At 64.7% G+C, this 21,629-nt stretch carries 24 protein-coding genes; 8 read left to right on the top strand and 16 right to left on the bottom strand.

The genetic code is table 11. The features are described 5' to 3' along the window. Nucleotides 1–51: 51 nt before the first annotated feature. Genes FIV09_RS01855 through clpS form a run of 3 tightly spaced genes read right to left on the bottom strand, consistent with a single transcriptional unit; the run spans nucleotide 52 to nucleotide 2,245 of the window. Nucleotides 52–852: an SDR family NAD(P)-dependent oxidoreductase gene (locus FIV09_RS01855; protein ID WP_152448394.1), complete on the bottom strand. Its 801-nt coding sequence runs from the start codon at nucleotides 850–852 to the stop codon at nucleotides 52–54. Between the two features lie 45 nt (nucleotides 853–897). Beyond that, nucleotides 898–1,890: a class I SAM-dependent methyltransferase gene (locus FIV09_RS01860; RefSeq protein WP_152448395.1), complete on the bottom strand. Its 993-nt coding sequence runs from the start codon at nucleotides 1,888–1,890 to the stop codon at nucleotides 898–900. A gap of 25 nt (nucleotides 1,891–1,915) precedes the next feature. Continuing rightward, nucleotides 1,916–2,245, bottom strand: a complete 330-nt coding sequence (gene clpS / locus FIV09_RS01865) for an ATP-dependent Clp protease adapter ClpS (protein WP_152452281.1) — start codon at nucleotides 2,243–2,245, stop codon at nucleotides 1,916–1,918. Nucleotides 2,246–2,380: 135 nt separating this feature from the next. Between clpS and FIV09_RS01870 the strand changes: the two genes are divergently transcribed. Further along, nucleotides 2,381–3,076 (top strand): HAD family hydrolase, encoded by a 696-nt coding sequence (locus FIV09_RS01870; RefSeq protein ID WP_152448396.1) that lies wholly within the window; start codon nucleotides 2,381–2,383, stop codon nucleotides 3,074–3,076. Nucleotides 3,077–3,335: 259 nt separating this feature from the next. Next, on the top strand, nucleotides 3,336–4,946 hold the full coding sequence (locus tag FIV09_RS01875) for a D-alanyl-D-alanine carboxypeptidase family protein (RefSeq protein ID WP_371417741.1): 1,611 nt from the start codon (nucleotides 3,336–3,338) through the stop codon (nucleotides 4,944–4,946). A 49-nt stretch (nucleotides 4,947–4,995) separates the two neighbouring features. On the opposite strand, the gene FIV09_RS01880 is transcribed toward FIV09_RS01875, so the two are convergent. Continuing rightward, entirely contained in the window at nucleotides 4,996–5,880 is an 885-nt protein-coding gene (locus FIV09_RS01880; RefSeq protein ID WP_152448398.1) for a LysR family transcriptional regulator, read from the bottom strand. 99 nt (nucleotides 5,881–5,979) lie between these two features. On the opposite strand from FIV09_RS01880, the gene FIV09_RS20685 reads away from it, so the two are divergent. Together FIV09_RS20685 and FIV09_RS20285 are read left to right on the top strand one after the other, a co-directional pair. After that, on the top strand, nucleotides 5,980–6,114 hold the full coding sequence (locus tag FIV09_RS20685) for a hypothetical protein (RefSeq protein ID WP_256371858.1): 135 nt from the start codon (nucleotides 5,980–5,982) through the stop codon (nucleotides 6,112–6,114). After that, nucleotides 6,111–6,257, top strand: a complete 147-nt coding sequence (locus tag FIV09_RS20285) for a hypothetical protein (RefSeq protein ID WP_172975602.1) — start codon at nucleotides 6,111–6,113, stop codon at nucleotides 6,255–6,257. Before FIV09_RS20685 ends, FIV09_RS20285 begins: the two co-directional genes overlap by 4 nt. 93 nt (nucleotides 6,258–6,350) lie before the next feature. Here FIV09_RS20285 and FIV09_RS01885 read toward each other — a convergent pair whose 3' ends face one another. The 10 genes from FIV09_RS01885 to FIV09_RS01930 form a co-directional block, all read right to left on the bottom strand. After that, nucleotides 6,351–6,638: a hypothetical protein gene (locus FIV09_RS01885; RefSeq protein WP_152455043.1), complete on the bottom strand. Its 288-nt coding sequence runs from the start codon at nucleotides 6,636–6,638 to the stop codon at nucleotides 6,351–6,353. A gap of 134 nt (nucleotides 6,639–6,772) precedes the next feature. Beyond that, nucleotides 6,773–8,365 carry an ABC transporter ATP-binding protein gene (locus FIV09_RS01890; RefSeq protein ID WP_152448400.1) on the bottom strand — a complete coding sequence of 531 codons (1,593 nt, stop codon included), beginning with the start codon at nucleotides 8,363–8,365 and terminating at the stop codon, nucleotides 6,773–6,775. 37 nt (nucleotides 8,366–8,402) lie between these two features. Further along, on the bottom strand, nucleotides 8,403–9,542 hold the full coding sequence (locus tag FIV09_RS01895; protein WP_371417764.1) for an ABC transporter permease: 1,140 nt from the start codon (nucleotides 9,540–9,542) through the stop codon (nucleotides 8,403–8,405). Nucleotides 9,543–9,597: 55 nt separating this feature from the next. Then, nucleotides 9,598–10,680 (bottom strand): microcin C ABC transporter permease YejB, encoded by a 1,083-nt coding sequence (locus tag FIV09_RS01900; RefSeq protein ID WP_152448401.1) that lies wholly within the window; start codon nucleotides 10,678–10,680, stop codon nucleotides 9,598–9,600. Nucleotides 10,681–10,705: 25 nt separating this feature from the next. After that, complete coding sequence (locus FIV09_RS01905; RefSeq protein WP_152448402.1) at nucleotides 10,706–12,637, bottom strand: extracellular solute-binding protein; 1,932 nt, start codon at nucleotides 12,635–12,637, stop codon at nucleotides 10,706–10,708. A 133-nt stretch (nucleotides 12,638–12,770) separates the two neighbouring features. Continuing rightward, nucleotides 12,771–13,265 (bottom strand): DUF1772 domain-containing protein, encoded by a 495-nt coding sequence (locus FIV09_RS01910; protein ID WP_152448403.1) that lies wholly within the window; start codon nucleotides 13,263–13,265, stop codon nucleotides 12,771–12,773. Between the two features lie 75 nt (nucleotides 13,266–13,340). Then, nucleotides 13,341–14,171: an SDR family oxidoreductase gene (locus FIV09_RS01915; protein WP_152448404.1), complete on the bottom strand. Its 831-nt coding sequence runs from the start codon at nucleotides 14,169–14,171 to the stop codon at nucleotides 13,341–13,343. Nucleotides 14,172–14,267: 96 nt separating this feature from the next. Continuing rightward, nucleotides 14,268–15,275 carry an AraC family transcriptional regulator gene (locus tag FIV09_RS01920; protein WP_152448405.1) on the bottom strand — a complete coding sequence of 336 codons (1,008 nt, stop codon included), beginning with the start codon at nucleotides 15,273–15,275 and terminating at the stop codon, nucleotides 14,268–14,270. A gap of 21 nt (nucleotides 15,276–15,296) precedes the next feature. Next, on the bottom strand, nucleotides 15,297–16,082 hold the full coding sequence (locus FIV09_RS01925) for an SDR family NAD(P)-dependent oxidoreductase (RefSeq protein ID WP_152448406.1): 786 nt from the start codon (nucleotides 16,080–16,082) through the stop codon (nucleotides 15,297–15,299). A gap of 122 nt (nucleotides 16,083–16,204) precedes the next feature. Further along, the gene (locus FIV09_RS01930) at nucleotides 16,205–17,185 is read right to left on the bottom strand and encodes an NAD(P)-dependent alcohol dehydrogenase (protein ID WP_152448407.1); all 981 of its coding nucleotides are present in this window, start codon (nucleotides 17,183–17,185) and stop codon (nucleotides 16,205–16,207) included. A 106-nt stretch (nucleotides 17,186–17,291) separates the two neighbouring features. Here FIV09_RS01930 and FIV09_RS01935 point away from each other — a divergent pair, with 106 nt between their 5' ends. After that, complete coding sequence (locus FIV09_RS01935) at nucleotides 17,292–18,173, top strand: LysR family transcriptional regulator (RefSeq protein ID WP_152448408.1); 882 nt, start codon at nucleotides 17,292–17,294, stop codon at nucleotides 18,171–18,173. Between the two features lie 172 nt (nucleotides 18,174–18,345). Here FIV09_RS01935 and FIV09_RS01940 read toward each other — a convergent pair whose 3' ends face one another. Further along, on the bottom strand, nucleotides 18,346–18,876 hold the full coding sequence (locus FIV09_RS01940) for a cytochrome c family protein (RefSeq protein ID WP_152448409.1): 531 nt from the start codon (nucleotides 18,874–18,876) through the stop codon (nucleotides 18,346–18,348). A gap of 121 nt (nucleotides 18,877–18,997) precedes the next feature. On the opposite strand from FIV09_RS01940, the gene FIV09_RS01945 reads away from it, so the two are divergent. After that, nucleotides 18,998–19,837, top strand: a complete 840-nt coding sequence (locus FIV09_RS01945) for a prephenate dehydratase (RefSeq protein WP_152448410.1) — start codon at nucleotides 18,998–19,000, stop codon at nucleotides 19,835–19,837. On the opposite strand, the gene FIV09_RS01950 is transcribed toward FIV09_RS01945, so the two are convergent. Further along, nucleotides 19,810–20,118 carry a DUF3253 domain-containing protein gene (locus FIV09_RS01950; RefSeq protein WP_371417742.1) on the bottom strand — a complete coding sequence of 103 codons (309 nt, stop codon included), beginning with the start codon at nucleotides 20,116–20,118 and terminating at the stop codon, nucleotides 19,810–19,812. The two genes, FIV09_RS01945 and FIV09_RS01950, sit on opposite strands and share 28 nt — an antisense overlap. Before the next feature lie 98 nt (nucleotides 20,119–20,216). Between FIV09_RS01950 and FIV09_RS01955 the strand changes: the two genes are divergently transcribed. Beyond that, nucleotides 20,217–21,068, top strand: coding sequence for a neutral zinc metallopeptidase (locus tag FIV09_RS01955; protein WP_152448412.1), 852 nt, complete (start codon nucleotides 20,217–20,219; stop codon nucleotides 21,066–21,068). After that, a complete protein-coding gene (locus tag FIV09_RS01960; RefSeq protein ID WP_152448413.1) occupies nucleotides 21,065–21,592 on the top strand; it encodes a dual specificity protein phosphatase family protein in 528 nt (175 codons plus the stop codon). Before FIV09_RS01955 ends, FIV09_RS01960 begins: the two co-directional genes overlap by 4 nt. Nucleotides 21,593–21,629 lie beyond the last annotated feature (37 nt).

Here is a 21,629-nt window from a genome sequence, read left to right on the forward strand (position 1 = left end):
ACCCCGGCAAGTCATGCCAAGGGCTGCAGGGGGCCGCAAGCCCCGCTGGCGTCAATGCGCGGGCGCGTTGACCGGATCGAGCAGGGTGCGGCCGCCATCGACGGTCATGATCTGACCCGTCAGGAACTTCGCCGAATCAGAGCAGAGGAACTGCACCGCCTCGGCCAGCTCTTCCGCGGCAGCGATACGGCCGAGCGGGGTATGCTCCTCGATATTGCCGCGATATTCGCGGTGCTCCTTCAACGTGTCCTTGAGGCTCGTGGACATGACCGACCCGAAGGCCAAGGCGTTCACGCGGATGCGTTTCGGCGCAAGGGCCACCGCCATGGAGCGCGTCATCTGGTCCAGTGCGGCGCAGGAGACCGAATAGCCCATCAATTGCGGATGCGTGCGCCGCGCCGCGATCGAGGACAGGTTCACGATGGCGCCCAACTGCCCGTCTTCCTGATCCTTGCCCTGCTTGATCATCCGCCGGGCGACGAGTTGCGACAGGCGCAAAGCCGTCATCAGGTTCTGATTGAGCAGGGTTTCAACCGACATGTCATCCATCGACATAGGGTCGGTCTCGATCATCTGGCGCGAGCCGTTGACCAGGATATCGACCCGGTCAAAGGCATCGAGCGTGGCGGACAGGAGGTTGGCCAGCGTCAGCTTCTCGCGCAGATCCCCCGCGAAATAGCGCATCGTCTCGCTCGTATCGCTGTCGCCCACCTCCTCGGCGAGACGGGACTCGTCGATATCGGCAAACATCACGTTCGCGCCTTTCGCCGCGAAGTGCCGGGCAATGGCCAGACCCACGCCATTGGCCGCACCGGTCACGATGGCGGTCTTGCCCTCAATGGAAAAGCTCATGATCCCTCGCTTGGGTGGGGTTGATCCGGCGGAGCCTAAACCGCTTTATCGCGGCTTTCGAGCCGGACGTTGCGCAAGGAGCACCTTGAAGCGGGTATTGGCCGCGATCTCGTCGACCTTGGCGAAAAGCGTGGCCAGCGTGTCCTCGTAGGGCAATTGCCGGTTGGCCACGACAAACAACCGTCCTGTCGGGGCGAGGCCGCGTGCTGCGGCGGCAAGAAACGCGCGCCCCAGCGCCGGATCGGCAGCTCGTCCAACGTGGAAGGGCGGGTTGGTCACCACCACGTCGAGCCGCGCCTCGGGCGTCCAGTCTCGCGCATCGGCCCAGTGGAACCGTGCGCGCGGGTCGTCGAGATTGGCCCGCGCGCATTCCAGCGCCGCATGATCGGCCTCGACGAGGTCGAGCGATGTGATCGCGTCCCGCTCAAGGAGTTTGCGCGACAAGTACCCCCAACCGGCGCCAAGGTCGGCAACGCGGCCGGAGATATCATCGGGCAGAGACTCGACCAGCAGGGCCGAGGCCGGGTCGATCCCATCTGCCGAGAAGACACCGGGCAGCGTCAGGAACCCGTCGCGATTGGGCTCGGGTGCCGATGCGCGCCAGTCGCCGAAATGACCGCCCGCCTTGAAGGCGAAACACTTGCCATGCGCCTTGGAGATGTTCGCCGTAAGCGGCGTGCGCGCGCGCACGGCTTTCAACAGCGGCTCGACGCCGTCCGTCTTGGCACCGTCGACAATGATGGGCCCTGTTCCGACCGCCGCCTCCGCGTCGCCGATCAGCGCCTCCGCCTCCGCGCGGGCGCGGGGTAGGGTGACGATGGCGGCGCTGTAATCGCCTTCGGGCGTGACCGCGCAGTCAAAACCCTGCATCTGAAGGGCGGCATGATCGGGGTAATGGCGCTGGATGACGTGGCAGCGATCCTTGGGCAATTCCGACAGATCGCTCTCCGCCCGCGGGTTGAAAAGCGCGATGCGGCCGGTTTCGGGCAGCGCGATGGCGCCGGTCTCGAGGGCATGTGTCAGGCGGGAGCGGGTCATGAGGCGAGAGGCGCGGGCAGGCGCGTCACTCCTTCTCCATCGTGCATTGCAGCGGGTGCTGATGACGACGGGCAAAATCCATGACCTGACCCACCTTGGTCTCCGCGATTTCGTGGCTGAAGACGCCAACCACGGCGAGGCCCTTCTTGTGCACGGTGAGCATGATCTCGAACGCCTGGGCATGGTTCATCCCGAAGAACCGCTCCAGCACATGCACGACGAATTCCATCGGCGTGTAATCGTCGTTCAGCAAAAGCACCTTGTAGAGCGGCGGCTTCTTCGTGCGGGTCTTCGTTTCGATGACGACATTGGTATCGCCATCATCCCCGCCCGGGGGGCGAGCGGCGAGGACCATCGGCTTGGCGCTTTGGGAAAGTGTCTTCATCAGGATTGGAATGCCGTGTTCGATTGCTCGGGTCGGTGCGCCAAGTATATAACCCAGCCTTCGGTTAAAAAAAGGCCCCCGCGGTCGAAGAAAGACGGAAAAGCGATGCGAGCACTTCGGACGGTGGCCTTCGATGCGGATGACACGCTCTGGCACAATGAGCGGTTCTTCAAAATGACACAGGCGCATTTTGCCGACCTGTTGCGCGATTACGCAGCCCCCGAGGACCTCGACCAGCGGCTGATGGAGGCCGAGCGGCGTAACCTCGGGCATTACGGATTCGGCGTGAAAGGCTTTACCCTGTCGATGATCGAGACCGCGCTCGACGTCACCGATCACCGTGCGCCCGGCCATGTGATCCGCGAAATCATGGAGGTGGGGCGCGACATGCTGGCCCATCCGATCGAGCTTCTGCCGCATGTGGAAGAGACGGTGCGCGCGCTGGCGGAGACTCATTATGTCATGGTCGTCACCAAGGGAGACCTTCTGCACCAGGAACGGAAGGTCGCGCAATCGGGCCTCGGCGATCTGTTCGACGCGGTCGAGGTCGTGTCGGACAAGACGCCGGGCATTTACACCCGCTTGTTCGAACAGGTGCCGGGCGGTGTGGTGGGCACCATGATGGTCGGCAATTCGATGAAGTCCGACGTGCGCCCCGCCATCGAGGCGGGAAGCTGGGGCGTGTTTGTCCCGCATGAACATGCCTGGGATTTCGAAGCCGCCGAAGCGCCCGAACATCCCCGTTACGCAGAGATCGCGGATCTGTCGGGCCTGCCCGATCTCGTGGCTGGAATCGGGTGATCCGGGCCGCTTGAGCGCCGCCTCAATGCGGCCCGATCCGTGCCACATTCTCGCCACATTCTCAGCCGGTTGTGTGCGCCTCTCGGGGCGCATCTACATATAGCGAGACCGGGTTTGCGCAACGGCAAAAAAATCAGCGTTCATAAGCCTTTGCCGCACGGGCTTCATGTGGTACTCTAGTTTTAATAACAGGCGAACAGCCGCAAAAACCGCTCACCCGAAAAATCGGGGGGCAACGAGGCAGAGAAGGCAGAAATCCGTGAGGGTACCGCACAGGCAGGCGGGCCGTTCAGGCCTGTATTTTATCACAGCATTCTGGTTCCTCGTGATCCTTCCGCTGAGCGCGATGGCCGCGCCGTATGCGGGCATGGTCATGGATGCGAGAACCGGCAAAGTCTATTACAGCGAAAACGCAGATACGCCGCTTCACCCGGCGTCTCTGACCAAGATGATGACGCTTTACATCGCCTTCGAGGCGGTGGAGAACGGTGAGCTCAGCATGGACACGCTCGTGACCGTGACGCGCAACGCCGCCTCCGAGCCGCCCTCGAAACTGGGCCTGCGCTCGGGCCAGAAGATCAAGCTGCGCTACCTAGTGCGCGCCGCGGCAGTGAAATCCGCAAATGACGCGGCCACCGCCATCGGCGAGGCGATCGAGGGCTCCGAAGCGGCCTTTGCCCGGCGCATGAACCGCACCGCCAAGGCGCTGGGCATGACGCGCACCAACTTCAAGAACGCCCACGGCCTGACCGAGAGCGGGCATCTGTCCACCGCGCGCGACATGACGATCCTTGGCCGCCACGTGCTTTACGACTACCCGGAATATTACAACCTGTTCAGCCGCATTCAGGCCGATGCAGGCGTGCGCACCGTGGCTCATACCAACCGTCGTCTTCTGCGCAGCTATGCAGGGGCTGACGGTATCAAGACGGGCTACACACGGGCTGCGGGCTTCAACCTCGTGGCTTCGGCGGAGCGGGGGGGCGAGCGCGTGATCGCCACGGTCTTCGGCGGCAGGTCCACCGCGACGCGCAACGCGCAGGTGGAAAAACTGCTCGATCTCGGCTTCCGCAAGGCACCGAGCCGCGTCGCCTTCAACGCACCGGGCAAGCCGCCCTACATGGGCAAGATGGGCAATGTTGTCGTCGCCAAGGACGCGGATCCGAGCCCGGGTCACCGCGCGAAATCCATTCGCGTGGCCGCCGCCGCCGTCAAGGTGAGCCTGCGTCCGCAGGGCCGACCCATTGAGGAGCCCGCGCCGCTTCTCGTCGCCGAGGTTGCCGACGATATCGAAGCGGTCGTGAACGAAGCCGTGGCATTGGCCATGGTCGCAAGCGAGGACGCCTCCGCGCCCCAAGTGGAGGAGACGGTCACGCAAGAGGTGGCGTCGCTCTCCACCGACGCGATGGTCGAGGTCGCCTTGGCGGAGGACGCGCCCGAGGCCGAAGCCGAGACAAAGACGGAGACCGAAATCGCGCTGGCAGCCGCCGCGCAGGCGCCCAAAGTGTCCCTCGCGCCAAAGACGCGCCCGCAGGATGTCGTTCTGGCGGCTCTCGACACGTCCGATGCGGCCACGCCCGCACCTGCCGTCGTGAAGCCGCGCGAGGTTGTCAGCCGGATCTCGACCTCCGGCGGGCGGCATTGGGGCATCAATGTCGGCACCTATCCCAGCCGGTATTCGGCCGAGCGGATGCTCCTGAAGACTGCGCTGCAGGAGATGGCGACGCTGGATGGCAGCCTCCGCAAGGTCATCAATCGCGGCAACGGGTTTGACGCGAACTTCATGGGGATGACGCAGGATATGGCGGCCATCGCATGCCAGCGGCTTGCCGCCCGCCAGGTGGAATGCACGCCGATCGGACCCAGCTGACCTCCGGGGCATCGGTCCCGACCCGAGACGATCAGAACGCGCCGCGCTCCTAGAGGGTCGGCGCGTTTTGCTTGGCTTCGCGCCTGATCCACTTGATGAACGCCTTCAGCGCGGGCCGCTGGACGCCGGGCAGGGTGACCACGTGGTAGCCTGCCTCGGGCCGCTCCTCGAAGAGCAGGCGCAGCCGCCCGTTCTGGATGTCTTCCGCGACCGCCATGCGCGTCGAGACCGCGATACCTTGCCCGTTGCGCGCCCCGTCCAGCATCAGGTTGCCGGGGGCGACGATGCCCTTGATGCGGGCGCCCGTCACACCGTGCTTTTCCAGCCATTCCGAAGCCTCCGACGTGCCAAGCTCCTGTATCCACGGATAGCGCGTCAGCGCGCTCAGTTCCGGCAGGGGGCCGGTCCCGACGAGCGAGGGTGCCGCCACCACCGCGATGGGCGCCTGGATGAGCTTGTGCGACTCGAGCCCCGGCCATCCGCCTTCGCCGTACCGGATCGCCACGTCCACGCCGCCCGGCTCCAAGGGCGTCAGCGCGGGCGTGGGCGCGATCATCACGTCGATATCCGGGTGCAGCGCGCTGAAGCTTGCCAGCCGGGGCATCAGCCACATGGCCGCGAAACTCGGCGAGGTGGTCACATGGAGCGGGCGGTCCTCATGCGCACCGGTCAGGGCCTCGATCGTCTGGGCGATGGTGCCGAACCCCTTGCTGAGCGCACGCGCCAATTCGTGACCCTCGTAGGTTAGCGACAGAGCCCGCGAGCTGCGATCGAGCAGTCTGAGGCCGAGATGCGCCTCTAGGCTGCGCAATTGCTGACTGATGGCGGCATGGCTGACGTTGAGCGCCCGCCCGGCCGCCGTGACGGAGCCCGTCTCGGTATAGGCCGCAAAGGCCCGAAGCGCGGAAAGGGGTGGTAGCGATAACCAGTCCATTCGTAATCTCAGCTTACACACGGTGATTTTTCATGGCTCGCATTTTTCCACCATAGACGCAATATCAGTGTCACACGCTGGAAAGAAGGAAGCCCGGTCATGTTGAATGTCATTGCACAAAGCTTGCGCGTCGCCACCGGCAAGAACGTCGGCAATTCGTCCCGGACATTGCGCGCGGAACCCGTCTCCCGCGAAAAGATCCGCTTTCAGGCACCGAAGGATTGGGGCAAATGATCGACCCCCTCCTGACCTATGTCGAGCAGCGGTTGTCCCGTGATCTCGACGCGGCGCTGACGCTGCGCAGCCTGGGCTTCGCACGGCCCCTGCCGCATATGCGGCGCTACGTGCCCCGCGTCCGCCTGCGCGCGGCGCGATAAGCCTGCGAGCCTACACATGCAGATGCCCGACAAGTAAAAGGGCGCGTCCGGTCGGCGCGCCCTTTGTCATTTCCCGATCAATATCCCTGCGGTTCACACGGCACGGCTGGCCTCGGCGGGCAGGATGCAGGCACACAGCGCCGGATCGTCGGGATGTCCCGCCTCCAGCACGATGTCAGGCGGTGTGCCGGGCGCGCCGGGGAAGGCGCGCACACCCGCGATCTGGCCGGTGGTGGCCGCGCGTTTGAGATCCTCGGTCCAGGCGGCGGCATGGGTCTTCGCCGCGCTGAGGCCCGAGACGGCCATCTCGGCCCCACGATCCGCGAAGGCGGCGCTGACCAGGGACATTCCAACAACGGCGGCACATAAACGATAGGTCACTGCACGATCCTCAAGGGTTTTTGTTGTGCAGGCAGCTATGGGTGAAAAACGTCGCGGAAATTCGGCGCGCGCCGGGCTCTTCCATGATTTTATGGCCGCGGCTTCGCCACATTTTCTGAACAATGGGTCGAATGCTACCCGATTGGTTCGAGTGCGGCTGCAATCAGGGTGCGGGTATATTCGGTCTGCGGACGGTCGAAAATCGCCTCGGTCGGACCGCTCTCCATGACGTCGCCCTGCTTCATCACAATGACCTTGTGGCTCATCGCACGGACCACTTTCAGGTCGTGGCTGATGAACAGGTAGGCGAGGTCGTATTTCTGCTGCAGGTCGCGCAGAAGGTTCACGATCTGCACCTGTACCGTCATGTCGAGCGCGGAGGTCGGCTCATCCAGCACCAGAAGCCGGGGGCGCAGCACCATGGCGCGCGCGATGGCGATGCGCTGGCGCTGACCGCCGGAAAATTCGTGCGGGTAGCGGTGCATCGTGGCGGGATCGAGGCCAACCTCGACCATCACCTCGGCCACCAATTCGCGCGGATCGCGGCCATCGGGCGCGCCGTGTACGCCCAGCCCCTCGGCGATGATCTGTTCGCAGGTCATGCGCGGGCTCAGCGATCCGAACGGGTCCTGGAAGACGATCTGCATCTCGGAGCGCAGGCGGCGCAGCTCCTTCGTGGACCATTTGCGCACATCCGCCCCGCGATATGTGATGCCGCCCTCGGATTGGATGAGCCGCATGATCGCGAGCGCCAGCGTCGTCTTGCCCGAACCCGATTCGCCCACGATGCCCACCGTCTCGCCCGCGCGGACGGAGATGGAGGCATCGTTCACGGCCTTCACATAGCCCACGGTGCGTTTCAGCAGGCCCTTCTGGATCGGGAACCAGATCTTGAGGTTGTCCGTGCGCGCGATCTCTTCGGCCTCCGGGGAGACGGGATCGGGATGGCCGGTCGATTCCGCCGACAGCAGCATCTTGGTGTAGTCATGCTGCGGATTGGCGAAGATCTCCCGCGTTGGGCCGGTCTCGACGATTTCGCCCGCCTTCATGACGCAGACGCGGTCGGCGATGCGGCGGACGATGCCCAGATCGTGGGTGATGAAGAGAAGGCTCATGCCTTCTTCGCGCTTCAGATCGGCCAGAAGCTCAAGGATCTGCGCCTGGATCGTCACGTCGAGCGCGGTGGTGGGCTCGTCCGCGATTAGAAGGTGCGGATCATTGGCGAGCGCCATGGCGATCATCACGCGCTGACGTTGCCCGCCGGAAAGCTGGTGCGGATAGGCGCCAAGGCGGCTTTCGGGATCGTGAATCCCCACCCGTTCGAGCAGGTCGAGGATGCGCGCGCGCGCCGGAGCCCCGACAAGGCCCTGATGCAGCGCGATGCTTTCCGACAGCTGCTTTTCCAGCGTGTGGAGCGGATTGAGCGACGTCATCGGCTCCTGGAAGATGAAGGAGATATCGTTGCCGCGGACCTTGCGCAGAACCTTGTCGTCTGCGCCGATCATCTCCTGCCCGGCATAGGTAACCGAGCCGGTGACTTCGGCCGAGGGGCCAAGAAGCTGCACGGTAGAGAGCGCCGAGACGGATTTGCCGGAGCCCGACTCGCCCACGAGTGCCACGGTCTCGCCCTTGTCGATATGGAAGGACACGCCGCGCACGGCTTCTGTCCTCTGGCCATCCTGGCGGAAGGCGACGCGCAGGTCGCGGACATCGAGAACGCGGGTCATGTATTTCCTCCCGGGGCGCTGAAGTCACGCGATGCAGTCACGAGAACGTCTTCCGCGGATCGAAGGCATCGCGCACGCCCTCGAAGATGAACACCAGAAGCGACAGCATCACGGCAAAGACGGTGAAGGCGGTGAAGCCCAGCCACGGCGCTTGCAGGTTCTGCTTGGCCTGCAGCGTCAGCTCGCCCAGGGACGGCGCGGAAGAGGGCAGGCCAAAGCCCAGGAAGTCGAGACCCGCGAGCGTGGAGATCGTGCCGGTTACGATGAAGGGCAGCATCGTCACGGTCGCCACCATCGCGTTGGGCAGCATGTGGCGGAACATGATCTTCCAGTTCGACACGCCAAGCGCCTTGGCCGCGCGCACGTATTCGAGATTTCGGGCGCGCAGGAATTCCGCGCGCACCACGCCCACCAGTGCCACCCAGCCGAACAGAACGGTCAATCCAACAAGGAGCCAGAAACTTCGCCCCAGGATCGCGAAGAGGATGATGATGATGTAAAGCGAAGGCGTGGCGGTCCAGATCTCGATGATGCGCTGGAAGATCAGGTCGATCCAGCCGCCGAAATAGCCCTGCACCGCGCCCGCGATGATCCCGATGACCGACGAGGCCAGCGTGACGATCAGCGTGAACAGGATCGACAGGCGGAAGCCGTGGATCACCCGCGCGGCCACGTCGCGCTTGGTATCGTCGGTGCCCAGCCAGTTCTCGCCATTGGGCGGCAGCGGTGCCGCGCCGGGGCGGTCCACGGGCGTGTCATAGCTGTAGGGGATGGGCGGCCAGAGCATCCAGCCCTTGTCAAACTCCGGATCTTCGATGGTGCCCGCGCGGGCCTGCTCGATCAGTTCTTCGGGGAAGTCGAAACAGTCGATCAGCCCACCCGTCTCTATGAGGCAGCGCACTTCGGGGTCGCGATAGGCGGCCTCGGTGCGGAAGTCGCCGCCGAAATCGGTCTCCGCATAGAAGGAGAAGATGGGCATGCGCAGCTCGCCCCGGTAGCTCACGAGGATCGGCTTGTCGTTGGCGATGAACTCGGCCATCAGCGACAGCCCGAACAGGATCGCGAAGATCCAGAGCGACCAGAGGGCGCGGCGGTTCTTCTTGAAATTGTTCCAGCGACGCTGGTTGAGCGGCGAGAGCGCGAAGCGTCCGCGCGGCGGCTCGGGCGCTACCGGCATTCCGGGCATCGGTTCTGGCGTGACGCTATTGGGCTGGGGATCGGCGACCATTGGCTCAGCCCTCCCGCTTTTCGAAGTCGATACGCGGATCGACCAGCACATACATCAGGTCCGACAGGATGCCGACGACGAGGCCGATGAGGCCGAAGATGAAGAGCGTGCCGAAGATCACCGGGTAATCCCGCGCGACCGCGGCCTCGAAGCCCAGACGCCCCAGCCCGTCGAGCGAGAAGATCGTCTCGATGATCAGGCTGCCCGAGAAGAACACCCCGATGAAGACCGCCGGGAAACCGGCGATCACGATCAGCATCGCGTTGCGGAAGATGTGACCGTAAAGGACGCGCTTCTCCGGCAGGCCCTTGGCACGGGCAGTGATGACGTATTGCTTTTTGATCTCGTCGAGGAAGGAATTCTTTGTCAGAAGCGTCAGGGTCGCGAAGGCCGCGATGGTCGAGGCCAGCACCGGCAGCGCGATGTGCCAGAAGTAATCCAGCACCTTGCCAATGAGCGACAGGTCTTCCCAATTGTCCGAGGTGAGGCCCCGGAGCGGGAAGATCTGGAAGTAGGAGCCCCCCGCGAACAGCACAAGCAGGAGGATCGCGAACAGAAAGCCCGGGATCGCATAGGCCACGATGATCGCGGCTGACGTCCAGGTGTCAAACGACGTGCCGTCCTTCACCGCCTTGCGGATGCCCAGGGGGATCGAGACGATATAGGCGATGAGCGTGGACCAGAGCCCGAGCGAGATCGACACCGGCATCTTCTCGATCACCAGATCGATCACGGAGATGGAGCGGAAGTAGCTCTCCCCGAAATCGAGCCGCATGTAATCCCACAGCATCGAGAAGAAGCGCTCCACCGGCGGCTTGTCGAAGCCGAATTCGCGTTCCAGCTCCTCGATGAATTCGGGAGGCAAGCCGCGCGCGCCCGCATATTCCTCGGAGCCGCCGCCACCGCTGCCCGCTTCGTCACCGCCGCCCGCGAAGCCCTCGAACACATCGCCGCCGCCCTGAGCGCGGGCGATGATCTGCTCGATCGGACCGCCCGGCACGAACTGCACCAGCGCGAAGTTGATGACCATGATGCCCAGAAGCGTGGGAATGATCAGCAACAGCCGCCTGAGGATATACGCGCCCATAAATGCCCCGTGTTATGGTTCTTGATCAGAGCTTGCCTGCCGCGCGAAGCGCTTCGGCCTTTTCCTCCGAATACCACCAGATGCCAAGCTCGCCCATGCCGTATCGCGGCGGTTCATCGTCATATGGACGCTCGAACACGTCGAAATAGGCGATGTTATGCGTGGGATTGTACCATTGCGGCACCCAGATATGCAGCGACCGCAGCACTCGGTCGAGGGCGCGGACAGCGACGGTCAGTTCTTCGCGGGTTTCGGCCTTGGCGATGGTGTCGATGAGCCCGTCCACCGCCTCGTTCTGCAGGCCCGGCACGTTGTTGGAGCCTTCCACATTCGCGGTCTCGGATCCGAAGATGCCGCGCAGCTCGTCGCCGGGGGTGGAGGACATGGCGAAGCGCTGCGTGACGATATCGTAGTCGAAGGTCTTCTCGCGCTCCTGCGCCTCGGCGCTGTCGACGCGGGTGGCGTCGGCCTCGATGCCCAGACGCTTGAGGTTGTCGATCATCGGGTTGATGATCCGGTCGAAGCTGGGGCTGTCGTTCAGGACCGAGATGGTCAGCCGTTCGCCATCCTTGTAGCGGAACCCGTCATCGCCCACTTCCCAACCAGCCTCTTCGAGCATCCGCCCTGCGGTACGCAGCGCGCGGCGATCCGCGAGGTCGGAGGCGGAGGAGACGGCCGGTGTGAACGCCTCTTCCTCGAAGACCGAGGCGGGCAGCACGTCGCGGTAGGGCTCGAGCAGTTCCAGCTCGGAGCCTTCGGCCATGCCGGTGGCCTGCAGCGTCTCGGAGTTTTCCCAGAAGCTGTCGGTCCGGGAATAGAGCCCGTAGAAGAGCGACTCGTTCGACCATTCGAAGTTGAACGCCATGCCGATCGCCTCTCGCACGAGAGGGTCCTGGAACTTGTCGCGGCGCAGGTTGAACCAGAAGCCCTGCGTGCCCGAGGGGCGGCCATCGGGGAGCTGCTCGACTACGACGGTGCCATCCTCGACGGCGGGGAAGTTGTAGGAAGTGGCCCAGATCTTCGACTGGTACTCCTCGCGGAAGAGATACGCCCCGCCTTTGAACGCCTCGAAGGCGGTGGTGTAATCGGCGAAATACTCGATCTTGATCTCGTCGAAATTGTTCTGGCCCACATTCACCGGCAGGTCTGCGCCCCAGTAATCGTCGCGGCGGACATAGGTGACAGAGCGGCCGGGCTGCACGTCCTTCAGGGTGTATTCACCCGATCCCATCGGCGGCTCGAGGCTTGATTCCGCGAAATCACGGCCCTCGTAATAGGCGCGCGACAGGATCGGCAGGCCCGCCGCCGACATCAGCAATTCGCGGGTCGGCCCGTCGGGGTTGAAGGTGAACTTGACGCGGTGGGTATCCAGCGCCTCCACGTTCTCGAAATCCTTGAGCGCGATGCGGTAGGACGGACGGCCCTCCGTCACGAGGATATTGTAGGAAAAGACCACGTCATCGGCGGTCACGGGAGTGCCATCGCGGAACATCGCCTCGGGCCGCATGTTGAAGATCGCCCATTCGCGGCTCTCGGGATATTCCACCGATTCCGCGACCAGCCCGTACATGGCGTCGGGCTCATCGAGATTGCCGGTCATCAACGTGTCGTAGAAGATCGACGACAAGGCCGCCGCATTGCCCTTCAGCGTGTAGGGCGTGAGGCTGTCGAAGGTTCCGAAGGCCCAGGTCGAGAAGGTGCCGCCCTTGGGTGCGTCGGGATTGACGTAGTCCCAATGCGCGAAGTCGGGGCCGTATTTCAGCTCTCCGAAGGACGAGATGCCATGCGAGGTCACGATCGTTTCATGGCTTTCCGCACGCGCCATGGTGGCTGCGGCCAGCGCCACGCCGAGCGCTATCAGACAGGCAAGGGCCCGCAAGGGGCCAGTGCGGTCGATCCGGCGCGCTTTCGCGCGGGCAGCGGGACGCGTTGGGTGCGGTCGAAGGGGCGACGTCATCAGCTTCTCCAGGCTACATCCGTAGAAAGTTAGGCTAGATGGCGCGACGGGCCACATTCAAGTTGCTTATGCGTGAACGGGCTGTAATCGCGCTGTATGGATGACGCGCCTGCCTTCGCGACGGGCGGTGGCCTCAGACCTTCGCCAGCGAGGTCAGGGCCACCAGCATCAGAACCGCAGAGATGGCGCAGGCCACACTCCGGATCGTGTTCCAGAAGGTCCAGCGGGGCAGGTAGATGCCGCGCCAGTAATCCGTTGTTTCCGCGTCCGACAGGTCCATGCGGTCCAGCGCCTCGTTCATCGGCACATTGCCACGGATCGTCACGCCGAAACATCCAATGAGGTAGATCAGCCCGGCCAGCGCCATGACATATCCCGGAGCATCGCCCAGAACCGCCGCGCCATAAGCCGCGATCCCGAGCGACAGGGCCGCCATCGCGATGAAGAGCGGGATGAAGACATGACGAAACACCTCGCGGTTGATGACCTGCATCACCTCGATGCCGCCTGTGCCGCCGGTGCGGGACAGCGCGCGCATGATGAAGTCCGAAAAAGCGAGGAACACCCCGGCGAGAAGCGCATAGGCCAGCAAGGAAAACTGGGCGAGAACGAAAAACCAGGAAGGCATGGTCAGTCCTTTCAAGGGAATAATGCGCCCGGGCCAGCGGCAGCCCGAGCCACGTTGTGCCGATCAGGAGGGTGCTCAGGCCGCGACCGGCCAGGCACCGGCCTCGGCCGCCGCGCGGGCAAATTCCGCGAAGTCGCGGGGCGGTCGGCCAAGCGCGCGCTGCACGCCATCGCCCAGCCATGCGTTGCGCCCGTCAAGCGCCTCTTCGCAGACATGCGTGAAGACGTCAGCGATGAACGCGCCGCCGATCTCGGTCATGGCCGCGTGAAATTCCGCCAGCGTGATCGGGACGTAGCGCACCGGCATGCCGCTTGCCGCCGCAAGCTCCGCCGCCGCTTCGGAGAAGTGCAGAAGACGCGGGCCGGTGATCTCGTAAAGCTCCCCCGAATGACGGCCGAGATCGGTGAGCGCCGCGACCGCCACATCGGCGATATCGTCCACGTCGACGATGGGCTCCTTCACATCGCCTGCGGGCAGGGCGATCACGCCGCCCAGCACCGGGTCGCGGAGATACCCTTCCGAGAAGTTCTGCGCGAACCAGGCGCAGCGCACGAGCGTATAATCGACGCCCGACGCCCGCACGATATCCTCGCAATGCTTGGCATGCGTCTCGCCGCGTCCTGACAGCAGAACAAGTCGCGCAACGCCCATCTTTTTGGCCAGCGCGGACAGCGCCTCGATCTTCTCCCCGGCACCGGGAAAGGCCAGATCGGGGAAGTATGACACGAAGGCGGTCGAAATCCCGTTTAGCGCGGGGGCCCAGGTGTCGGGATTGTCCCAGTCGAAGGGAATGGGTGCGGACCGGGTGCCCGGGCGGACGGCATGGCCCTGATCGGTGAGGCTTCGGACGATGCGGCGGCCGGTCTTGCCGGTGGCGCCGATGACGAGGATGGGTTGGGTGTGCATCACGAGGCTCCCTAGTTGGTGTGATGCGGACACCATGCGCGTCGGCGCGGAGGCGATCTTGACAGGTCCGGCCAAGCTTTTGACCGATCCTGCCAATCACCTGTTCCGGTGGTGGTCCCGGAAGGCGGCCGGTGTCCGTTCGGACCAGCGTTTGAAGGCGCGCGTGAAGGAGCTTTGTTCCGCGAACCCGGTCAGGAAAGCGATCTCGGCAATCGAATGATCGCTTTGCACCAGCAGGCCTTCCGCCAGGCGACGCCGGGCCTTCTCCAATATGCCCTGGAACGACAGGCCTTCCTCCGAAAGGCGCCGGTGCAGGGTGCGTTCGCTCACACCCATCTCGCGGGCCATGGCCGCGGCGCGGGGCGGGCCTGCGCTCAGATGATCCGACACCCGACGCAGCAGGACCTGTTCGAAAGACGTCTCCCGCGTCACGGCGGCCAGTTCCTCCTCAAGCTGAGGCGCCAGAAACCGCGCAAGCGCCGCGTCGCCCAGCCGATTGGACCGGGAGAGATCCGCCTCACCGATCAGGATGCCATCCAGATCCGCGTCGAACCGGATGGGGCAGCCGAAATACGCCTCATGCGCGTTCGCCGTTCCCGGTGTGGCATGTTGCAGATGCACTTCGAGCGGCGTCACCGGCTCGGGCGAGACCTCCCGCATGATGGCCATGGCACTGGCAAGCGTGGCCTCGTTGGAGAGGCGCAAGCCAAGCCGCCGCACGCCCGAACGATGCAGCAGGAAGAAGGCGCCGCGCGGATCGTCGCGCACCTCGTGCTCGGCGACAGAGGTCAGAAGCCGCGCGTATCGCTCCGCCCGTTCGAGCGAGCCGCGCAGCGTGGGCGCCGTCTTCCAGGCCATGCCGAACGCGCCGTAATCATCGCATCGCATGGACGCGCCGACACGTAGCGGAAAGTCGCGCGCATCTGGCAAGGCGGCCGCGATCTCCTCTAGCAGCGCGTAGTAATCGGCATCCGGGACCATGCGCTTGACGCCAGGCGGGTCGTCCGGTGCGAGGCCCAAGCGCGCAAAGAGGGCGGCGCGATCCACATCCGGGCCCGCCGCGTCGATGACCTTGCGCGCAAAGAGTGCCGTGATGACGCCCATCGCCGCTTCCCTCCGCCTCGGTCAGTCGGTCTTCGGGGTGGCGGCCGATCCGGCAAGCAGCCCGCCGTCGATATTGAGCTCGGTGCCGGTCATGTAGGCTGCCTCGTCCGAGGCCAGCATCACGGCAAGTGCTGCGACCTCCTCGGGCGTGCCGAACCGGCGCAGCGGGGTGTCCGCGACGAAGGCCGCCATATGCGCGTCTCGGTCGGGCCCCGTGCCCAGCATCGGCTCCCACATCGGGGTCAGGATGGCTGCGGGATGGATCGAATTACAGCGGATGTTGAGGCCCTGTTCTGCACAATAGAGCGCCACGGACTTGGTATGATTGCGCATCGCGGCCTTGGAGGAGGCATAGGCCGCCGCCGCCGGGATGCCGACGAGGCCCGAGCGCGAGGAGATGTTGATGATCGATCCCGCACCCCGGGGCCGCATCGCCCGGATCGCGTAGCGGCATCCAAGAAACGTTCCGTCGAGATTGACCCTGTGCACCGCGCGCCAATCCTCAAGGCTGGCATTTTCGGGATCATGCGGACGCATGGCCTCTTCGAAACCGGTCACGCCTGCATTGTTGACCAACACGTCGCATTCGGGCCAGGCCTCGGCCAGCGCCGCCCAGTCGTCCTCGGACGCCACGTCGAGGGGACGCGCCTCCGCGCCGATCTCGCGCGCGACATCCGCCGCGGCCTCGGCGTCCTTGTCGGTCACGACAACCGTCGCCCCCTCTGCCGCGAAGGCCCGCGCGATGGCAGCGCCGATGCCGCGTCCTGCGCCGGTCACGATGCAGGTCTTCTTACTCAATCGGGGCATGGTCTTCCTTTCCGTCCGAGCGGCGATAATCCGAAAACAAACCCGCCTTGCGCCAAGAAACCACAGGATGGCGCGTTGGCCAAAGGTGGCGGATGTAGGCGCGCGTCAAATTATGCGCTTGGTCAGACAACAACCACATTGCCGCGCTTGTGCCCGGTCTCGACATAGGCATGCGCCTCGACGAGATCGGCCAGCGGGTAGATCCGGTCCATCGCCGGTGCAAAGCGATCCGTCTCGATCAGCTTGAGCAGCTCCGCCAGCATGGCCCGCAGGCGTTGGGGCTTCTCAAGACCCGCAGCCGCGAAGAGGGCGCGTTTCCGACCGAAGCGGCCGGAGACCAGCATGTCACGCAGAAGGGCCAGTGTCAGAACCGGGCAGAGATAGCGCCCCGCCTCGGACAATGCCGGTTTGGCCGCGGCGAAGGAGGCAATGCCGATCGTGTCGAAGATCACGTCATAGCCCGCACCGGGCGGCAAGGTTTCCGCGCGGTCATAATCGATCACATGGGTGGCGCCGAGCGATGCCACGAAGCGGGCATTGCGCGCGCTGGTGGTGGCACTCACCTCCGCGCCCATGGCTGCTGCGATCTGAACCGCTGCACTGCCAAGGCTGCCGGACCCGCCGAGGATCAGCACCCGGTCGCCGCGTTTGACCTTCCCCAGATTGTGGAGGAAGTGCCAGGACGTGAGTGCCCCGTCGCAAAGCGTGGCCGCATCTTCATGGGCGAGGAATTCGGGCTTGTGCATCAGCGTTCCGTCTTCCTCGAGGCTGATATGGCTCGCATTGGCCCCGAAGCGCATCCCGGCCTCGCCGAAGACCATGTCGCCCGGCGCGAAACGGCTGACCTCTGCGCCGATGGCGATCACCTCTCCCGACAGGCCGGTGCCCGACAGTGCGTTGCGCGGACCCCGCAGGCCTAGAAAAAGCCGCGCGAATTTCGGCTGTCCCTTGCGCATCATGCCATCGGCGCGGGTTACCGCAGAGGCATGGATGCGGATCAGCACCTCTGTCGGCCCCGGCTCGGGTATGGGAAGCGTGACGGGTGTCAGGACTTTTGGGGCGCCATAATGGGGTATGTGCCAGGCGGTGCGGTTCGCAGTCATGGGGTTCTCCTTCGGATCGAGGCTGCCCGAGGAGATAGAGGATGTATTTCGATCCGAAGAGTGATTAAATTGACCCGCAGTGGTTCGTAAACGATCCGGGGAAGCGATGGACTGGAAATCCCTTCCGGCTTTTTTAGCAGTGGCGCGTCATGGCTCCCTTCGGGCCGCAGCCGAGCAGTTGGGCGGCACGCACGCGACCCTGCGCCGTCAGGTCGAAGCGCTGGAGGCGCAGCTTGGCACGCAGCTCTTTCGGCGCGCCGTGGACGGGCTTTCGCTGACAGCTGCGGGACGGCGGCTTCTTCCGCAAGCGCTCGAGGCGGAAAGCGCGCTTCTGAAGGGGTTCAACGCGGTGCAAGGGCTGGATCGCGAGGCTGCGGGGCGCATACGCCTCTCGGCTGATCCGATGACCGCGCATTATCTTCTCGCTCCGGTTCTGGCGGAATTTGCCGCACTCTACCCCGAGATCGAGATCGAGATGCGTCTGGCCTACACGCTCGATTCGATCGCCCGAAACGAGACGGATGTGTCGATCCGTCATGCCGCGTCCATCGAGGACGATGCCGTTGGCCGTAAGCTGTTCCCGCTCTCTCTGGGCGTTGTCGCCTCGCGCGACTACATCGACCGCGCGCTGCCCTCGGCGGGACGCAGGGGACAGGGGCTCAACTGGATCGGCTATGGCGACGTGCCGGAGCTTGCCGCGATGATCGCGGATTCGGCCTTTCCCGATGCGCCTATCCGCCACGCGGTGCCCGATCCGGAAATGCACCTGCATATGGCCCGCGCAGGGGCGGGCATGACCTTCCTTGCGACCTGGGTGACATCGGTGTTCCCGGAATTGCAGCGCGTTCCCGGCACGGAGCTCGATCAGCGGCGATCCACCTGGGTTTTGCTCCATGGCGAGCTGCGGCGTGTGCGTCGGGTGCGTCTTTTCGTGGATTACCTGTGTGACGCACTTCTGGAACGCCGCGCGGATTTTCTGGGGGCTTAGGACCGCATTTCGGCACCGGGCATTCCCCGTGTCGCATATCACGTATCGCAGGCGTCTCTTGTACCTGCCAAAATCAAAGAAGCGAGCGCATCTTGGGGATGCGCCCGCTTCCGGGTCTTGTGCAGTTGCGCGGCCCGTCGGTTCGGACAATCGCGCGAAACTTGCGTGCCGATCAGTCGTCCGTCGCGTCGAGGAAGGCGATCAGGTTCACGCGGTCCTCGGGATCGCTGAGGCCGGAATAACCCATCGTGGTGCCGGGGGCCCAGCCGCGCGGGTTCTCGAGGAAGTTGTAGAGGTTCTCGGGCGTCCAGACATCCGCTGCCTCGGAAAGGTTGCCGGAATAGGCGCTGTAGCCTTCCGCGGCACCGATTTCACGACCGACGACACCGTAGAGATACGGACCCACTGCGTTGGCACCCTGTTCGAGCTGGTGGCAGGCGCGGCACTGCGACCACACGCGCTCACCGGCACCGGCATCGGCCGATTCCATCAGAGTGGCGAAGTCGACGGGTTCTTCCTCTTCCGCCGGTTCGTCTTCGGCCACTTCGATCACGTAGCCTCTCGCGGTCTCTTCGCCTTCGCCGTGGCCGCCCGAGCCGCCAACGTGGTAGATGCCTTCAGCGGCCCAGCCGCCCAGAAGGAACACCAGGAAAGCGCCGCAGAAACCACCAATGATCTTGGTGAAGGTCATCGTGTCAAACATGGGCTGCCCATCCATCGTCTAATCCAAGTTGAGCGGGTATCTATTGGTTCCCATTGCCGGAGGCAAGGTATACTCACCGCGACGAAACGCCCAAATAGGCTGAAATTGACCGGAGCCGCACATGGCCGAGACACATCGCATCGCCTTCCAGGGGGAACCGGGGGCTTATTCGCACCAGGCCTGCGTCGAGGCACGCCCCGATTACGAGGCTTTGCCCTGCCGGACCTTCGAGGATGCCATCGAGGCCGTGCGCGGCGGTGCGGCCGATCTGGCGATGCTTCCGGTGGAAAATTCGACCTACGGGCGGGTCGCCGATATCCATTCGCTTCTGCCGCAATCGGGCCTGCACATCATCGCCGAGGCCTTCGTGCGGGTGCATATCAACCTTCTGGCCCTGCCGGGCACGCGGCTTGAGGATATCGTCGAGGCGCAAAGCCACACGGTGCTTCTGGGTCAGTGTCGCAACTTCCTGCAGGCGCACGGTATTCACCGTGTCGTGGGCGCTGATACCGCGGGCTCTGCCCGCGCCGTGGCCGAGGCCGGCAATCCGGCCCGCGCGGCCCTTGCCGCGGAACTGGCCGCCGAAATCTACGGGCTCGACGTTCTTGCGCGGCACATCGAGGACGAGGGCAACAACACCACGCGGTTCCTCGTGATGTCGCGCGAGGCGGATCTCAGCCGTCGGGGCGATCATGGCATGCTCACCACCTTCGTGTTCCAGACCCGCAACATTCCGGCGGCGCTCTACAAGGCGATGGGCGGTTTCGCGACGAATGGCGTGAACATGACCAAGCTGGAAAGCTACATGGTGGGCGGCTCCTTCGAAGCCTCGCAATTCTACGCCGATATCGAGGGCCATCCCGATGATCCGGCCGTGGCCCGCGCGCTCGATGAGCTGTCCTTCTTCTGCGAGAAGCTGACCATCCTCGGCACCTATCCGCGGGATGCGCGCCGCCCCTGATCCGGATCCGGCGCGAGCCGCAGGCGGATGGGTCCGCGCGCGTTCACGGGATCGACGGGGATGCCTTTCTGCGTCGCGATCAGCGGCAGCGCTGCCGCCACGTCGCGAATGCGGGGCATGAGAGGGCGCCAATCCGAGGTCAGGGCGCGCGCGGCCTCCGAGGGGCAGAATGTCTTGCCCGGCCCGCGGCTCCGGGCAAGCTGCAACAGCATCTGCGCAATCTCTTCGTCGGTCGGTGTCATGGCCGACAGATAGACGGCTTGCGCGTGCGGACCCGTCAAAATCGCCCCTCGACTCGCTGAAAGCCATCTTTGCCTTAACTTTCAGGGGCGTGCGTGTATCATTCGCGACGCGATCAAGGATCCTGGGGGGATTATAGATGCGCCTGAGAGGTGTGCGGCGCAGCCGCAACGTGGAAGACCGCCGTGGCCGTTCGGGCAAGGCGGCAGTGGGCGGGATCGGTGGCGTTGGCCTCCTGATCGTCCTTGCGGTCGGCTATTTCGCCGGGATCGACGTCACGCCGCTGTTGCGCGAGGTCACAAGCGGGACGGGTACGGCCCCGGCCACGCAACAGGCCAGCTTCACCCCGGAGGAGGAGGCCGCTGCGGAGTTTTCCGCCCGTGTCCTCGCAACAACCGAAGATGTCTGGGATCAGGTGCTGCCCGCGCAGGCCGGTCTCGAATATGTACCGCCCACGCTGGTGCTGTTTTCCGACACGACCAGCTCTCCCTGCGGTGGCGCGTCCGGGGCAACGGGACCCTTCTACTGTCCGGCGGATGAGAAGGCCTATCTCGACACGGCCTTCTTCGCCACCATGTCGCGGCGTCTGGGTGCGGCCGGGGATTTCGCGCAGGCCTATGTGATCGCGCATGAGGTCGCACATCACATCCAGAACGAAATCGGGGTTCTGGGGGCCGTCAATGCAGAGCGTCAGCGCGTCTCCGAGCGGCAGGCCAACGCGTTGACCGTCCGGCTTGAGCTGATGGCCGATTGCTTCGCGGGGCTCTGGGCGTCCCAGGTCGACGGATTGCTGGAGCCGGGCGATCTCGACGAGGCGTTGAATGCCGCGCGCGCCATCGGGGATGACACGCTTCAGCGGCGCGCCGGGCGCGTCCCGCAGCCGCACACCTTCACCCATGGCACATCCGCGCAGCGCCAGGCCTGGTTCGAGCGCGGCTACGAGACCGGGAACATGAGCGCCTGCGACACCTTCGCGGTGGAAAATCCATGACAGCGGACGTCGCCGTCCACGCGATCCATGCCGTCCCGGTGGGCGGCGGCATTCTTGCGATCGCGCCCATGCCGGGGGCGGGAGGCAACTATGCCGCGGATGTCGAGCATATCCGGAACTGGGCGCCCGCTCTCGTGCTGTCTCTGGTCACACGCACGGAGCTCGTCGTCGCCGGTGCGGAGAATTTCGGCAGCGACATGCAGGACCGGGGCACGCGCTGGGATCACCTCGAGATCGAGGATTTCGCCGCACCCGATGCCGCGTTCGACGCGCGCTGGGCTGCGGTGTCGGGTTTCGCGCGCCGTGCGCTTCTCGGGGGCGGGCGCGTGCTTTTGCACTGCAAGGGCGGTTGTGGGCGCTCGGGCATGGCGGCGCTGCGCCTGATGATCGAGATGGGCGAGGCCCCGGACGAGGCCTTGCAACGGCTGCGCGCCGTGCGCCCCTGTGCCATCGAAACGGACGCACAGATGGCCTGGGCGATGGCCGCGAAGCGCGCGCCCGCGATCTTCGTGCGGCATAGCTGATATCTGTTTGAGGGGTCTGCGCGATTTCTTGCCAGCC

The sequence above is a fragment of the Roseivivax sp. THAF197b genome (genome assembly GCF_009363255.1).
Lineage (GTDB): Bacteria > Pseudomonadota > Alphaproteobacteria > Rhodobacterales > Rhodobacteraceae > Roseivivax.